General features: G+C 69.6%; 17 protein-coding genes. 12 read left to right on the forward strand and 5 right to left on the reverse strand.

Features of this window, described 5'->3' with window-relative positions; all coding sequences use genetic code 11:
* Positions 1 to 4: 4 nt before the first annotated feature.
* The 3 genes from C438_RS04315 to C438_RS04325 form a co-directional block, all read right to left on the reverse strand.
* On the reverse strand, positions 5 to 1003 hold the full coding sequence (locus tag C438_RS04315; RefSeq protein ID WP_004968051.1) for a zinc-binding dehydrogenase: 999 nt from the start codon (positions 1001 to 1003) through the stop codon (positions 5 to 7).
* Between the two features lie 3 nt (positions 1004 to 1006).
* Positions 1007 to 1792: a GTP cyclohydrolase III gene (locus C438_RS04320; protein WP_004968052.1), complete on the reverse strand. Its 786-nt coding sequence runs from the start codon at positions 1790 to 1792 to the stop codon at positions 1007 to 1009.
* A 70-nt stretch (positions 1793 to 1862) separates the two neighbouring features.
* Positions 1863 to 2117, reverse strand: a complete 255-nt coding sequence (locus C438_RS04325) for a hypothetical protein (protein WP_049917726.1) — start codon at positions 2115 to 2117, stop codon at positions 1863 to 1865.
* Between the two features lie 78 nt (positions 2118 to 2195).
* Between C438_RS04325 and C438_RS04330 the strand changes: the two genes are divergently transcribed.
* The 3 genes from C438_RS04330 to C438_RS20070 all read left to right on the forward strand — a co-directional run bounded on the left by C438_RS04330 (position 2196) and on the right by C438_RS20070 (position 3912).
* Positions 2196 to 2978, forward strand: coding sequence for an HAD-IIA family hydrolase (locus C438_RS04330; protein WP_004968054.1), 783 nt, complete (start codon positions 2196 to 2198; stop codon positions 2976 to 2978).
* Between the two features lie 124 nt (positions 2979 to 3102).
* Positions 3103 to 3699 (forward strand): DJ-1/PfpI family protein, encoded by a 597-nt coding sequence (locus C438_RS04335; RefSeq protein WP_004063616.1) that lies wholly within the window; start codon positions 3103 to 3105, stop codon positions 3697 to 3699.
* A gap of 78 nt (positions 3700 to 3777) precedes the next feature.
* Positions 3778 to 3912 (forward strand): hypothetical protein, encoded by a 135-nt coding sequence (locus C438_RS20070; RefSeq protein WP_004968055.1) that lies wholly within the window; start codon positions 3778 to 3780, stop codon positions 3910 to 3912.
* 101 nt (positions 3913 to 4013) lie between these two features.
* On the opposite strand, the gene C438_RS04340 is transcribed toward C438_RS20070, so the two are convergent.
* Together C438_RS04340 and C438_RS04345 are read right to left on the reverse strand one after the other, a co-directional pair.
* Positions 4014 to 4412, reverse strand: a complete 399-nt coding sequence (locus C438_RS04340; protein ID WP_004968056.1) for an OsmC family protein — start codon at positions 4410 to 4412, stop codon at positions 4014 to 4016.
* Between the two features lie 104 nt (positions 4413 to 4516).
* Positions 4517 to 5233 (reverse strand): metal-dependent hydrolase, encoded by a 717-nt coding sequence (locus C438_RS04345; RefSeq protein WP_004968057.1) that lies wholly within the window; start codon positions 5231 to 5233, stop codon positions 4517 to 4519.
* Positions 5234 to 5563: 330 nt separating this feature from the next.
* Between C438_RS04345 and C438_RS04350 the strand changes: the two genes are divergently transcribed.
* The 9 genes from C438_RS04350 (at position 5564) to C438_RS04390 (ending at position 14653) form a co-directional block, all read left to right on the forward strand.
* Positions 5564 to 6295 (forward strand): fumarylacetoacetate hydrolase family protein, encoded by a 732-nt coding sequence (locus C438_RS04350; RefSeq protein WP_004968058.1) that lies wholly within the window; start codon positions 5564 to 5566, stop codon positions 6293 to 6295.
* 48 nt (positions 6296 to 6343) lie between these two features.
* The gene (locus C438_RS04355; RefSeq protein ID WP_049917727.1) at positions 6344 to 6751 is read left to right on the forward strand and encodes a DUF1648 domain-containing protein; all 408 of its coding nucleotides are present in this window, start codon (positions 6344 to 6346) and stop codon (positions 6749 to 6751) included.
* A gap of 26 nt (positions 6752 to 6777) precedes the next feature.
* Positions 6778 to 7413 carry a gluconate 2-dehydrogenase subunit 3 family protein gene (locus tag C438_RS04360; RefSeq protein WP_004968060.1) on the forward strand — a complete coding sequence of 212 codons (636 nt, stop codon included), beginning with the start codon at positions 6778 to 6780 and terminating at the stop codon, positions 7411 to 7413.
* Entirely contained in the window at positions 7406 to 8986 is a 1581-nt protein-coding gene (locus C438_RS04365; protein WP_004968061.1) for a GMC family oxidoreductase, read from the forward strand. Before C438_RS04360 ends, C438_RS04365 begins: the two co-directional genes overlap by 8 nt.
* Positions 8987 to 9081: 95 nt before the next feature.
* Positions 9082 to 10167 (forward strand): histidinol-phosphate transaminase, encoded by a 1086-nt coding sequence (hisC, locus tag C438_RS04370; protein ID WP_004968062.1) that lies wholly within the window; start codon positions 9082 to 9084, stop codon positions 10165 to 10167.
* Positions 10164 to 10673, forward strand: a complete 510-nt coding sequence (locus C438_RS04375; protein ID WP_004968063.1) for an adenylate kinase family protein — start codon at positions 10164 to 10166, stop codon at positions 10671 to 10673. Before hisC ends, C438_RS04375 begins: the two co-directional genes overlap by 4 nt.
* The gene (locus C438_RS04380; protein WP_004968064.1) at positions 10670 to 11272 is read left to right on the forward strand and encodes a CDP-alcohol phosphatidyltransferase family protein; all 603 of its coding nucleotides are present in this window, start codon (positions 10670 to 10672) and stop codon (positions 11270 to 11272) included. The genes C438_RS04375 and C438_RS04380 overlap by 4 nt, the downstream gene beginning before the upstream one ends.
* A gap of 325 nt (positions 11273 to 11597) precedes the next feature.
* A complete protein-coding gene (locus C438_RS04385) occupies positions 11598 to 13223 on the forward strand; it encodes a methyl-accepting chemotaxis protein (protein ID WP_004968065.1) in 1626 nt (541 codons plus the stop codon).
* Positions 13223 to 14653: a PAS domain-containing sensor histidine kinase gene (locus C438_RS04390; RefSeq protein ID WP_004968066.1), complete on the forward strand. Its 1431-nt coding sequence runs from the start codon at positions 13223 to 13225 to the stop codon at positions 14651 to 14653. Before C438_RS04385 ends, C438_RS04390 begins: the two co-directional genes overlap by 1 nt.
* The last annotated feature ends 38 nt before the right edge of the window (positions 14654 to 14691 follow it).

The raw sequence follows: 14691 nt of genomic DNA on the forward strand, positions 1-14691 counted from the left end.
ACTGTCAACCGTTCCGGTAGGTAAAGAGGATTTGGACGGCCTCGTCGGGGGCGTCTTCGAGGAGTCGGTACGCGCGCGCGGCGGCATCGACGTCGATTCGGTGGGTCACGAGGGGGTCCAGCGGGAGGTCTTCGAGGTGGTCCCACGCCAACGAAAAGCGCCGGTCGGCGTCCCAGCGCCCCCGCAAGTCGGGGTCGATGGTGCTGACCTGACTGCTCTCGACGCTGATGCGCGAGCGGTGGAACCGCCCGCCGAGGTCGAGCGTGGCGGGCTTCGTGCCGTACCACGACCCGACGACGACCCGGCCGTCGTACCGCGTCACCGACAGCGCGTCGTCGAGCGCGTCGGGGTCGCCCGAGAGTTCGAGCGTCAGGTCGGCCCCGTCGGCGGGCGCGTCCAGCGACTCGGGATGGACGGCCTCGTCGGCACCGAGGGCTTCGGCGATTCCCCGGCGCTCGGCCACGCAGTCGACCGCGGTCAGGCTTCCGAGCGGGAACTGTGCGAGGAGCGCGGTGGTCACGAGGCCGACGACGCCCTGTCCGAAGACGACGACGTGCTCGCCGATGAGCGGCCGGCCGTCCATCACGAAGTTGAGCGCGGTCTCCATCGTCGGCAACAGCGCGGCGCGCTCGTCGGTCACGCCGTCGGGGACGGAAATGAGTTCCGAGGGAGCGGCGAGAAAGCGGCTCTCGTGGGGGTTGAACGCGAAGACGCGGCTCCCGAGCCGCGAGTCGGGCACGTCGTCGCCGACGGCCTCGATTTCGCCGACTGCGGCGTAGCCGTAGCGGAGCGGAAACGAGAGGTCGCCGTCGAGCGCCGCGATTGACTCGTCGGCGGCGAGGTCGGTCGGGGCCTCGCCGCGGTAGACGAGCCGCTCGGTCCCGGAGCTCACGGCGGAGGTCAGCGTGCGGACGCGGACCTCGCCGGGGCCGGGCGCGGGCACGTCGCGGTCGCGGACCTCGACGCGTTCGGGGGCCACGAAGTAGACCGCGCGACCCTCCATCGCTCAGTCGTCTGCGGTCTCGACGGCGGCGTCGGCGAACTCGACGGTCGTGCCGCGGTGGCGGCAGTCTTCGAGCGCGTGCTTCGCCGCGAAGCCGGCCTCGTGGGCGTTCGACGCCGTGCCGACGCCGACTTTGAGTTCCACGTCCGCCTCGGCCTCGACGTGGTCGATGGCGTCGCGGTACTGGTCTTCCGTGAGGTCGGGCGTGACCGAGATGATGTTGTCGCCGCCGACGAAGAACGACAGCGCGCCGTGTTCCTCGCGCAGGTGGCGCATGAGCGACGCGTAGCCCTGTTCGATGTGGATGAACGTGTCGAACTCGTTGAGGCGGTCGGTGTACTTGCCCGTCGCGTCGTTCACGTCGAAGTGCGCGATTTGGAGGTCGGTGTCCGAGCGGTCGGCGTCCGCGAGGGTCTCACCGGAGAGGACTTCGCGGCGGTCGCCGTCCTGTGCGCTCCCGACGCGCTGGATGCGGTCGGTGGCGCGTTCGAGCGCCACCGCGGGCGACCGGTCGACGCCGATGCCGAGACTGAGCGTCACGGGATAGCGGTTCGCGATAGACTCCTGCAACAGTTCGTGGTCGTCGCGGTCGAGCCCGTTCGTGACCGCGACCATGTTGTCGAACCGGGTGAAAAACGCGTACCCGTCGCGAGAGCCGACGAACTGGGCCAAGTCGGCGAAGAGCCGCGACTGGAGCGTCTGGAGGTCCATCTCCCGCCGCGGGTCCGGAGTGACCGTCCACGGCCCGTAGTTGTCGATTTGGACGAGTGTCAACTGCGTGTTCGTCACGGTAGACGAGTAGGGCGACGCGCATATTGGTCTTTGGTTCTGTGACGGTTCCGCCGCAACCCCGAGCCGCTCAGTCACCCGACTCCCGAATCGTCCGGCTGGCGACCACGTCGAGGACCGCCCACGTCACCAGCCACACGCCGACCGACAGGAGGGCGATAGCCGTCGTCGACAGAAGCGGGCCGACGACGGAGACCGTGGCCACGATGGAGTACGTCAGAAACACCGCGACCATGGCGGTCACGAGCCCGTAGACGCCGACGGCGCTGTTGCCGGTCGCCGGGCCGCGAAGCCACCCGGTCAATCGCTTCGAAGAGACATCCATGCGACGACATATGTCACCAACGAACATAATGGTTCTCTCGGGCGAACGTTCAACAGCCCCGGCTCCCTACCGAGGACGATGGACTACCGAGGTGTCGTCTTCGACGTCGACGGAACCGTCGTCCGCGGTGACGAAGCGATTCCGGGCGCGCTCGACGGGCTCGCCGCCGTCGACGCCGCCGGACTCGACCGACTGTTCGTCTCGAACAACCCGACGAAAGCGCCCGTCGCCTACGAGGCGCGGCTCCGCCGGGCCGGCATCGAGGCGACCGCCGACGAGGTGGTCACCTCCGGCACGACCACCACGGCGTACCTCGCCGACCGGCATCCCGGCGCGCGGACGTTCGCCATCGGCGAGGCGGGCTTCCGCGACCAACTCCGCGACGCCGGCCTCGAACTCGTCGGCCCCGGCGACGACCCCGCGGTCGTCGTCGTCGCCATCGACCGCGAGTTCCACTACGACGACCTCCGCGACGCCAACCGCGCGCTCCGCTCCGGGGCCGCCTTCTACGGCACCGACCCCGACGTCATCATCCCGACCGCGGACGGCGACATCCCCGGGTCGGGCGCGATTATCAACGCCGTCGCGGGCGTCGCCGAGCGCGACCCCGACGCGATTCTCGGCAAGCCCTCGCGGGTCGCACAGGAGTACGTCCTCGACAAGTTGGGCCTGCCGCCCGAGGAGGTGCTCATCGTCGGCGACCGCCTCGACACCGACATCGCGTTCGGCCTCGACGCGGGCATGGGCACCGCGCTCGTCCGCACCGGCGTGACCGACGACGCGACGCTCGCGGCCAGCGAGTACGAACCCGACCACGTCCTCGACGGCCTCGGCGACATCGGGCGCATCGTCTCGGAATAGCCCGGTTCGACCGCGAGGGCGTTCGACCGCGAGGGCGGCCGAACCTCGACTTCCGAACCGCCGCCATCCCCACCTGCACAATCGTTATCGTTCTGACGCGACAACTACCGACTGGGTGATGCCCATGTCCGGAAAGAAGATTCTGCTCCTCGCCGGCGACTTCGTCGAGGACTACGAGATTATGGTACCGTTTCAGGCGCTCCAGATGGTGGGTCACGAGGTCCACGCGGTGTGCCCCGAAAAGGAGGACGGCGACCGGTGTAAGACCGCCGTCCACGACTTCCGCGGCGACCAGACGTATCTGGAGACCCGCGGCCACGACTTCGCGCTGAACGCGACGTTCGCCGATATCGACCCCGCGGACTACGACGCGCTCGTCGTCCCCGGCGGCCGCGCGCCGGAGTATCTCCGCGGCTACGACGAGGTGCTGGACGCCGTCCGGCACTTCTTCGACGAGGGCAAGCCGGTCGCCGCAATCTGCCACGGCCCGCAGATTCTCGCCGCCGCGGGCGTCCTCGACGGCTACGAGATGACCGCCTACCCGGCCGTCCGCGCGGAAGTCGAGCGCGCGGGTTGCTCGTGGGTCGACGAGGTGACCGTCGACGGCAACCTCGTCACCGGGCAGGCGTGGCCGGACCACCCCGAGTGGCTGGCGGCGTTCCTCGACGTACTCGGCACCGAAATCAGCCACGAACCGGCCGCGGCGGCCGCTGACGACTGATTCGCCGAACCGCTCACACGATATCGCGTGTGAGAATGTCTGACAAAGATTTTTATTAGGGGCCGCGAAGGGAGTGGTATGGAAGAGCCGAACAGCCCGTACTTCCGCGAACAGGTCGACGACGTCGTCGAATCGGACCCCCAAGACCGCGAGGTTATCATCGTGGAAGGCGAGGCTATGAGTCTTCGAAGCTATAAGAAGCGCCGCTACTGACCCGGCGGGGCGGCCCCGAGTCCGCCGCGACACCCGTCGCTGGCGGCCGTCGGTTTCTGCGAAAAATGCGAGTGCGTGTCGGCGCGAGCCGCGAGCGACGCTTAGAACGCGTCGCCGACGACGGTCACGTCGGCCTGAAGCTCGTCGCGGAGCGCGTCGTGGACGTGGCAGATGTCCTCGGCGAGTTCCGTGATCTCGGCGAACTCGTCGTCCGAGAGGTCGGACTCCACGTAGACGTCGAAGCTGATGCTCGTGAGGTCGTCGCCGTCGTCGAGGTCGGCGTCGGCGTCGATCTGGACCTTACCGAGGTCGTCGAAGCCCGTCTTCTGACCGCCGACGCGGAAGGCGGGGAGGAAACAGGAGGCGTACGTCGCGACGAGCGCGGCGTTCGGGTTCGGTCCCGTCTCGTCGGTGGCGTCGATCTGGAGGTCGAAGTCGCCGACCTGGCTCGTGCATGCGAAACCTTCCTCGCTGACAGTAGAGGTCTGGATGTCGGACATTCACTCCGAAGGAAGGAGCGACCGACCCTAAAAGTTCCTCAATAGGACAACGGTGTGCACAAGCGCCGACCCCAAAACGGGTCGCCGCCGACCGGGGCGCGGGGTTATTCGAGCGTGAACGACTCGTCGCCGTCGAGGGCGTGGACCTCGGCGTGACTGCCGGCGGCCTTGACCTCGCGCTCGAAGTCGCGCACGTCGATTTCGATGGCCGGGAACGTGTTGTAGTGCATCGGGAACACGTGGTCGACGTCGAGCCAGTCGGCGGCGATTGCGCCCTGCCACGGGCCCATCGTGTAGTGGTCGCCGACCGGGAGCGCGGCCGCGTCGGGTTCGAAGTACGCGCCGAAAATCTCGCGCATGTCGGTCATGAGCCCCGTGTCGCCGGCGTGGTAGAACGTCGTGGAGTCGGCGTCGGACTCCTGTGTCGGCACCGTGTCGCTAATCATGTAGCCGCCCGGCATGCCGGCCTCGTGCTCGTAGCCGGTGTTGATGCCGTTGGTGTGGTCGGCGCGGACCATCGTGACGAACGCGTCGCCGAGTTCGACCGTCCCGCCGATGTTCATCCCGATGGTGTCGTCGACGCCCATCTCGGCTTCGACGTAGCCGGTGAGTTCGGGCGTGCCGACGACCGTCGCGCCGTCGAACTCGCCTGCGTGGGCGATGTGGTCCGCGTGCCCGTGAGTGAGAAGCACGTAGTCCGGCGTCTCCACGTCGCTCGGGTCGAGAGACGTGGCGGGGTTGTCGAAAAACGGGTCGATGAGAAGCGAGGTGTCTCCGACCGTGACGTACCACGTCGAGTGACCGTGCCAGGTGAGTTCCATAGCGCCCGAAACTACACGCGAAATACACAAAAAGCTATTCGCAGGGGGCGGTGTGACCGCTTTTCGGCGGGCGCGCTCGTCGGCGGGTCGCGGCGATGCTCGTCGGATGTTTCACGGCGACGGTCGGCGAGACGGCCCCGCCGCTCTCGCGTCGAGTCCGACAGCAGAATCGGCCGCCGGAGTCCACTCGAACGAACTGTCCGGGGCGGCCGATACAGGTCCGTCATCCCACGGCTACAAAAGCGATGAGAATCGTGCAAGAATGTCGCACGCCACCGGCTGTCTCGCGCGATGTAAAAGCCTATCACGCCCCCCACCGAGGCGTGGGGCATGCATCACGTTCGATTCCGCGACCCCGCGGGCGCAGTGCGAACCGGCGAATGGCACGGCGATTCCGTCTCGTTCGGCGGCGAGGACTACGACCTCGGCGAGGTCGACGTGCTCCCCCCGTGCGAGCCGTCGAAAATCGTCTGTATCGGCCGCAACTACGCCAAACACGCCGAGGAGCGCGACGAGGAAGTCCCCGACCGGCCGCTTTTGTTCCTCAAGCCGCCGAACGCGGTCGCCGGCCACGGCGACACCGTGACGCTCCCCGCGGGCAAAGAGCAGGTCGAACACGAGGCCGAACTCGCGGTCGTCATCGGTGAGCAGTGCCGGAACGTCGCGTCCGAGGACGCCGAGGACGTCATCGCGGGCTACACCGTGATGAACGACGTGTCCAACCGCGACGACCAGGACATCGAGACGAACTGGGTCCGCGGGAAGGCGTTCGACGGCTCCGCCCCGCTCGGGCCGGTCCTCGCCGACCCCGACCACCTCCCCGACGACGCGAGCATCTCGCTTCGCGTGAACGGCGAGACGCGACAGGACTCCAGCATCGAACACCTCATCTTCTCGATTCCCGACCTCGTCGCCGAAATCACGACCTACATGACGCTCGAAGCCGGCGACGTCATCTCGACGGGGACGCCCGAGGGCGTCGGCCCGCTGGAAGACGGCGACCACGTCGAAGTCGAAGTCGAGGGCGTCGGCGTCCTCGAACACGACGTGCGACAGGACTGAGCGCGACCGCCAGCGCGTTTTTTCATCGCCGAGTCACAACCCGGCCGTATGCGTGCCCCTCGGTTGACACTCGTCGGCGTCGCGATACTCGCGCTCAGCGCCGTCGCTGGCGTCGCGGCCCTCCCCGTGCTCCCCTCCTCGGTCGCGATTCACTTCGGCGTCGGCGGCGACCCCGACTCCTTCGTCGCCGCCCCGCTCGGCGTGCTTCTCGTCCCGGTCACCGGCCTCGGCGCGCTCCTCGTCACCCGGTTCGCCCGGGCGGCGGGACGCGGAGCCAGCGTCCCGCCCGCCTTCGACTCGGTACTGGCGACGTTCCTCGCGTACGTGCAGGCGCTCGTCCTCGCGTACAACCTCGGCGCGCGGTTCGATATGCTCGTCGCGGTCGTCCCCGCCGTCGTCACGTTCGGCGTCGTCGCCGTCGTCCTCGACCGCGCGGGCCGAGAGGACAAGGCCTAAGATTAGGCTGACCTAATTCCCGTCGAATGCGACTGACCCGACGGGACGCGCTGGCCGTGCTCGCCGGTCTCGGCGTCACCGGTGGGGCCGTCTCGCTGACGCAGTTCGACCCGCCGACCGCCGATTCGACCGGCGAAGGGAGTGGTTCGGACGGCGACCTCGGTGGTGGCGGCGACGATGACACCCCACCGACCGCGGTGCGCGAGACGATGGTCGCCGCCGGCGAAGTCGTCTACCCGAGCGCCGTCGAAGGAATCCCCGAGTTCGTCGAGACCTACGTCGTCGGCCGCGCCCGCGACGACGCGCGCCGGGACGCGATGGTCGACGCCGCGACCGAGTTGGACGGCGTGGCCCGCGACTGGGAGAACGCGGCCTTCGCCGACCTGCCGGCGGGCGACCGCGACCGTCTCCTGCGCGAACTCGGAGTTAACACCGCCGACCCGGTTCCGGACGGGACGCTCTCGGAGCGCCTCCGGTTTCACGTCGTGAACGAACTGCTGTACGCCTTCTACGCCTCGCCGACCGGCGGCCGCCTCGTCGGCATCGAGAACCCCATCGGCCACCCCGGCGGGACCGAGAGCTACCGGCGGGCGACGATGGACGGGGGAGAGACGGCCGAGAGTGGCGGGACGGCCGACTCCGGCGGTGAGAGCGATGGATAGAACCCCCGTCTCAGACGCCGACGTGTGTATCGTCGGTGCCGGCCCGGCCGGCGGCATCGTGGCCCATCGACTCGCCGAGTCGGGGGCGTCGGTCGTCGTCCTCGAAGCCGGGCCGCGGTTCGACGGCGACAGGCGGGAGCAACTGGAACGGCACATCCGCCCCGGCCTCGGCGGGCCGTGGGAGATGGGCGGCGCGCGCGATGCGTTTTCCTCCTCCGGCGAGTCGTTCTACCCGCTGAACGCCGCCCGCGTGAAGGGCGTCGGCGGGTCGACGCTCCACTGGCAGGGGATGGTGATGCGCCTCCACGAGCGCGACTTCGAACTCGACTCCAGACACGGCGTCGGGGCCGACTGGCCAATCGGTTACGACGACCTCCGGCCGTACTACGCCGCCGCGGAACGCGAGTTCGGCGTCGCGGGCGCGGCCGACAACCCCTACGCGCCGCCGCGGGACGAGCCCTACCCGCTTCCCGCCTTCAGGCCGTCGCACTCGGACTCCATCTTCGCCGAGGCCTGCGAGCGCCTCGGCATCGACATGCACTCGGTGGGCAACGCCCGCAACTCCGAACCCTACGACGGCCGGTCGCCCTGCGTCGGCTACGGGACGTGCAAGCCGGTGTGTCCCTCCGGCGCGAAGTACACCGCCGAGTCCCACGTCGAGGAGGCCGAAGCCGCCGGCGCGCGGGTCATCGACCGGGCCCGAGTCCGGCGACTCGAACACGACGCGGCCGGCGAGCGCGTCGTCGCCGCGGCGTACACGACGCCCGACGGCGAGACCCACAGGCAGGCGGCGACCCAGTTCGTCCTCGCCTGCGGCGGCGTCGAGAACGTCAGACTGCTCCTGCTGTCCGACTCCGACCGCTACCCCGACGGCCTCGCAAACTCCTCGGGGGCGGTCGGACGGTACTTCATGGACCACCTGTTCGCCGGGGCGGGCGGCCGCCTCGACCGCCCCACGCGACAGAACCACGTCGGCTTCAACACCAGCGAGTGCCACCAGTTCTACGACGACGCCGACCCGGTCAACGGCCTCAAACTGGAGTTTCTCAACTACGCCGGCCCGTCGCCGGTCATCGACGCGCTCCACGCCGACACGTGGGGCGACGACCTGCGCGACCAGCTAGATGAGAGCTACGGCACGCACGTCTCGATGGGCGCGCTGGTCGAACAGCTCCCCCGCGAGGACAACTACGTCGGCCTCGACCCCGAGACGACCGACGACCTCGGCGACCCCGTCCCCGAGATACACTGGTCGGTTGACGAACAGACGGAAGCCGCGCTCTCGCGAGCCAACGAGATTCAGACGCGGGTGCTGGACGAACTCGGCGTCGAGGACCGCTGGAGCGTCGGCCCCGACGAGACCGGCCCCGCGTACCACCACATGGGAACGACGCGGATGGGCGACGACCCCGAATCGAGCGTCGTGGACGCCGAGTGCCGCGCGCACGACCTCGACAACCTCTGGATTTCGGGGTCGAGCGTCTTCCCGACCGGCGGCGCGATGAACCCGACGCTCACCATCGCGGCGCTCTCCGTTCGGCTCGCCGAGTCGCTTCGGGCGACACTCGGATGACGGCCGTCGGAGTCGCGTCTCCACTCCGACTCCCCCGCCGCCTCGCCCGACCCGGAGTACGCACGCTTAAGAACCGCGACCCGCATTTTCCGACCATGCAACCACGGGACCTCTCCGCGCACGCCCCCTACGTACCCGGCCGCGGGACAGAGGAGGTCGCCCGCGAACTCGGGATGGACCCCGAGGACCTGACGAAACTCTCCTCGAACGAGAACCCCCACGGCCCGAGTCCGAAGGCGGTCGCCGCCATCGAGGACGCCGCGCCGACCGTGAGCGTCTACCCGAAGACCGCCCACACGGACCTGACCGAGCGCCTCGCCGACAAGTGGGACCTCGCACCCGAACAGGTGTGGGTGTCGCCCGGCGCGGACGGCTCTATCGACTACCTGACCCGCGCGATGCTCGAACCGGACGACCGGATTCTCGAACCCGCGCCCGGCTTTTCGTACTACTCGATGAGCGCCCGCTACCACCACGGCGACGCCGTCCAGTACGAGGTGTCGAAGGGCGACGACTTCGAGCAGACCGCCGACCGCGTCCTCGACGCCTACGACGGCGAGCGCATGGTCTACCTCACGACGCCGCACAACCCCACCGGCTCCGTGTTCCCCCGCGACGAACTCGTCGAACTCGCCGACTCCGTCGAGGACCACACGCTCCTCGTCGTCGACGAGGCCTACGGCGAGTTCGCCGAGGAGCCGTCGGCCATCGACCTGCTGTCGGAGTACGACAACGTCGCGGTCCTGCGGACGTTCTCGAAGGCCTACGGGCTGGCCGGCCTCCGCATCGGCTACGCCTGCGTGCCCGAGGCGTGGGCCGACGCCTACGCCCGCGTGAACACGCCGTTCGCCGCCAGCGAGGTCGCCTGCCGCGCCGCGCTCGCCGCGCTCGACGACGAGGCACACGTCGAGAAGTCCGTCGAGTCGGCCCGGTGGTCCCGCGACTACCTCCGCGAACACCTCGACGCGCCGACGTGGGAAAGCGAGGGTAACTTCGTCCTCGCCGAGGTCGGCGACGCCACCGCGGTCACCGAGGCCGCCCAGCGCGAGGGCGTCATCGTCCGCGACTGCGGGAGCTTCGGCCTCCCGGAGTGCATCCGCGTCTCCTGCGGCACCGAAGCACAGACGAAGCGCGCCGTGGACGTGCTCAACCGCGTCGTCTCGGAGGTGCCGCCGGCGTGAGAGTCGTCGTCACCGGCACGCCCGGCACCGGCAAGACCACGGCGACAGAGCGCGTCGCCGCCGACCTCGACCTCGACGTGGTCCACCTCAACCGACTCGTGAAAGACGAAGGCCTCTGGACCGAGCGCGACGAGGACCGCGACACGCTCGTCGTCGACCTCGACGCCGCCCGCGACGAACTCGGCGACTGGGACGGCATCGTCGAGAGCCACCTCGCACACCACTTCGAGGCCGACCGCGTGGTCGTGCTTCGCTGTCGCCCCGACATCCTCGAACAGCGTCTCCTCGACCGCGGCGAGTCGGAGGCGAAGGCGCGCGAGAACCGCGAGTCCGAGGCGCTGGACGTGATTCTCGGCGAGGCCGTCGAGTTCCACGGCGAGGACGCGGTGTACGAAATCGACACGACCGAGCGCGACCCCGACGCCGTCGCCGACGACATCGCGGCGGTCGTCGCGGGCGAGCGAGAACCCTCGGCGGGGACCGTCGACTTCATCGACTATCTATGACGCTCGACCAGTACCGCGACACCGCCGACAAACTGCTCGCCCCGTTCGTCTCCGTCGCCGACGCGCTCGGCCTCTCGCCGAACGGCGTGAGCGTCGTCGCGTTCGGGTTCGCCATCGCCGCCGGCGTCGCCTTCGGCCTCGCCGACCCGCTTTGGTACGGTCTCGGCGCGGTGTTCGTCTTCCTCAACGGCTGGCTCGACCTCGTGGACGGCGCGCTCGCCCGCGAGCAGGGCGTCTCCTCGAAGGCCGGCGACCTGCTGGACCACGTGCTCGACCGCTACGCCGACATCGTCGTCCTCGTCGGTCTCGCCGCCGGCATCGACTCGTTCGCGCTGGGCCTCGCGGCCGTCACGGGCGTCCTCATGACCTCCTACCTCGGCACCCAGATTCAGGCGGTCGGCCTCGGGCGCGCCTACGGCGGCCTCGTCGGACGCGCCGACCGACTGGCGCTCATGGGCCTCGTCGGCCTCGCGTCCGCCGTCTACCCCGACGCCGTCGGCGGGCTGACGCTCGTCGGCTGGCTTCTCGTGTTCTTCGCCGTCGTCGGCCACCTCACCGCGGTCCAGCGCTTCTGGGGCGCGTGGGGCGACCTGACCTGACCTGACCTGCCCCGTCCAACTTCGACTCGACCCACCGAACCTCACTCGAATCGACGCGGTTCGGAGCGAGGTGACGCAATCCCGAAGCGGTCGCCGCGGCGCGCTCGTTCGGTCCGTTCTGGCGTCCGTTTTCGGCCTGCAACGAAGTGAGAACTTCCCGCGTCGAGTGTGGATGTTGCCCGCTAAACCAGATTTATATGATTGAAATTATCACCAGTTACTAACTTCAAATGATTCTGAATTACACCATACGTCGCCTGAATCAGGCACGATACCGACGTTCACTTCGGTTATATTCAGTTTTGAATCTGGGGCGTGTTCGGCCGTGACGCGCTCGGACGACGGCGCTCTCGGCGTGGCGGACGACCCGAGGCGCGCCGGCGGAGCCGACGTCGCCGGCGACGACGCGATGGTCGCCAACGCGAAGGGCGCGCTGGACGTGGTGCGCGAGATTTCGACCACCGTCGACGGCCAGCTCGACGAAATCTCTCGCCGGGCCGAGACGCAGGCCGACGACGCGGCGGCGGCCGTCGACGACGTGTCTGACCTCTCGGCGACCGTCGAGGAGATTGCCGCGACCGCGACAGAGGTCAGCGACCGGTCCGAGCGGGCCGCCGAGCGGGCCGCCGAGGGGCGGGCGTCGGCGCGCGAGGCCATCGAGGTGATGGAGGACGTCCGCGCCGTCAGCACCGCGGTCGCCGACGAGGTCGAGGCGTTCCGCGCGCGCGTCGACGGCATCGCCGACGCGCTGGCCGGCATCGACGACATCGCCGCGCAGACGAACCTGCTCGCGCTCAACGCCTCCATCGAGGCCGCTCGCGCCGGTGAGGCCGGCTCCGGCTTCGCCGTCGTCGCCGACGAGGTGAAGTCGCTCGCCGAGGAGGCGCAGGCGCAGGCGGACGAAATCGACGCCGTGCTCGGGGCGGTCCGCGAGGAGACCGACGAGACGGTCGACCACCTCGAATCCGCCGTCTCGGAAATCGACCGCGGGACCGAGCAGGTCGAAGAGACCATGGAGAGCCTCGACGCCGTCACCGAGGCCGTCGAGGAGACGGCGAGCGGGACGAAGTCCGTCTCGGAGGCGACCGACCAGCAGGCCAAGACGACCGAGGCGGTCGCCGGCCGCATCGAGCGCGTCGCGGAGGGCGCAGACCACATCGAAGACGACGTGGAGACGATTCGCGGCGCGCGCGCCGAGCAGACGACGATGCTCCGCGAGATTAGCGGCGCGCTCGACTCCGCGTCGCGGTCGCGGTCCGAGCGAATCGCGGACACGGAGCGGATTCCGACCGGCGTCGACGGCCTCGACGACCTCTGCGACGGCGGGTTCGCCGTCGGCAGTCGCGCGGTCGTCCAACACGACGGGGAGGTCGCGGTCGGCGGCCTCGTCGCGCAACTCGCCGCCGCCGCGCTCGACGCGGGGTACGCCGTGTCGGTTACGCCGCCGCCCTCGCTGGACCGACGGACGCTCGCCGCCGCCGTCGACGCGGTCGGCCTGTCGTTCGAGGCGGCGCTCGGCGACGACCGACTGTTCGTCCTCGACGCGTTCGGCGAGTGGCAGACGGCGTACAACGTGTTCGACCTCGACAGCGAGCCCCTCGACGCGGTCAACCGGACGACCGCCGAGCGACGGTCCGACCGGCTGTTCGTCATCGGCAACATCGCGGGCGAAATCGCCGTCATGGGCGAGTCGGCCGCGCGGGAGGCCCGGTACGCGAACGACGACGGCGTGCTCGACGACCGCGACACCGTGCTCAACGTCGTCGACGGGTCGACCGTCGCGGCGCAGTTCGGCGCGTTCTACGCGGGCGCGGCGGACTACGTCCTCCGGGCGTACCGCGACGGCGCGGCACAGCACGTCGAGTTCACGACCGCACCAGCCGGCGTCTCGACGGCGACCCGCCGGCTCCGAACGCGGGACCGACCGCCGTACGCGACGCTCGTCGACTGATGTTCGTCCTCGACGCGGCGGGAACCGTAATTCACGCGAGCGACGAGTTCGCGGCGCATCTCGGCGCGGACGCCGCGGCGCTCCGCGGGCGACCGTTTTCCGACTTCGTCGCCGACGAAGACCGGTCGGCGGTCCGCGGGACGCTCGACGCCGTGCGAAGGGCGACCGACTGGGAGAGTCACCGGTGCCGCTGTCGGCTCTCGGGGGGTAACGGCGGGACCGCGGCCCGAGCCACCGAGGTCGAAGCCGACGTCGAAATCGAGTTCAGCCCGTATCCCGGGGGCGACGACGGCGGTGGAGGTGCCGACGGCGGTGAGGGCGACGGATGCCAACCTCCCGGCCCCGATACGGAGCGGGTCGTCGGCGCGGTCTGCCGCGAGCCGTCCGAGCCGACGACCGCGCGACTGCACACCGAGCGCGACCGCTTCGACCACCTGTTCGACCTCATCGACGACGCGGTCATCGAGTTCGAAATCGTCGGCATCGAGCCGGTCGTTCGGGCGGTCAATCCGGGGTTCGAGACCGTCTTCGGCTACGACGCCGCCGAGGTGCGCGGCGAGTCGCTCAACGACTTCATCGTCCCGCCGGACGCCGACGACGAGGCCGTCGACTTCGACCAGCGGACCGCCGACGGGAAGGCGAACCACGCCATCGTCACCCGGCAGACCGCGTGGGGCAGACGGGAGTTCCTCTACCGCGGCATCCCCTACAGCCGCGGCGACGGGAGGCAGTACGGGTTTTCCATCTACTCCGACATCACCAGCCAGCGCCGGGCCAGAGAGCACCTACAGGTGCTCCAGCGCGTCCTCCGGCACAACCTCAGAAACGAGATGAACGTCGTGCTCGGGATGGCCGAGGAGATACGCGAGGCGACGGGCGACCCGCGCGTCGAGCACGCGGCCGCGCGAATCGCCGCGCACACCGAGACGCTCCTGCGAGTCAGCGAGAAGGCCCGAACCGCCGCGGCGGTCCTCGACGACCAGCGCCCCGACGAGGTGGTCGACGCGACCGAGACGGTCCGCGCCGTCGTCGAGCCGCGGCGGACTCGGTTCCCCGCCGCGACGTTCGACCTCGACCTCCCGCCGTCGCTCCCGGTGTCCGTCGGACCGAAGCTCGCGCAGGCGCTCGCCAACGTCGTGGAGAACGCGCTCGAACACACCTCCGAGGACGTGACGGTCCGCATCGAGGCGAAGCGGTGCGAGAACGACGCGACCCTCCGCGTCAGCGACGACGGCGACGGCATCCCCGAAATCGAGTGGGCCGCCGTCTTCGGCGACGAGGACATCACGCAACTCAGCCACGGCTCCGGGCTGGGGCTGTGGGTCGTCAAGTGGGTCGTCGAGTCCGCGGGCGGCCGAGTCGATTACGACCGACGCGACGGGTGGAGCACCGTCGAACTGACGCTTCCGCTGGCGGACGAGAGTCGGTAGCGACCCCGTCGCGTCCCGGGCGGTTCGGTGGCCGGTGG

The sequence above is a fragment of the Haloferax denitrificans ATCC 35960 genome (assembly GCF_000337795.1).
In the GTDB taxonomy this organism is placed as follows: Archaea; Halobacteriota; Halobacteria; order Halobacteriales; family Haloferacaceae; genus Haloferax; species Haloferax denitrificans.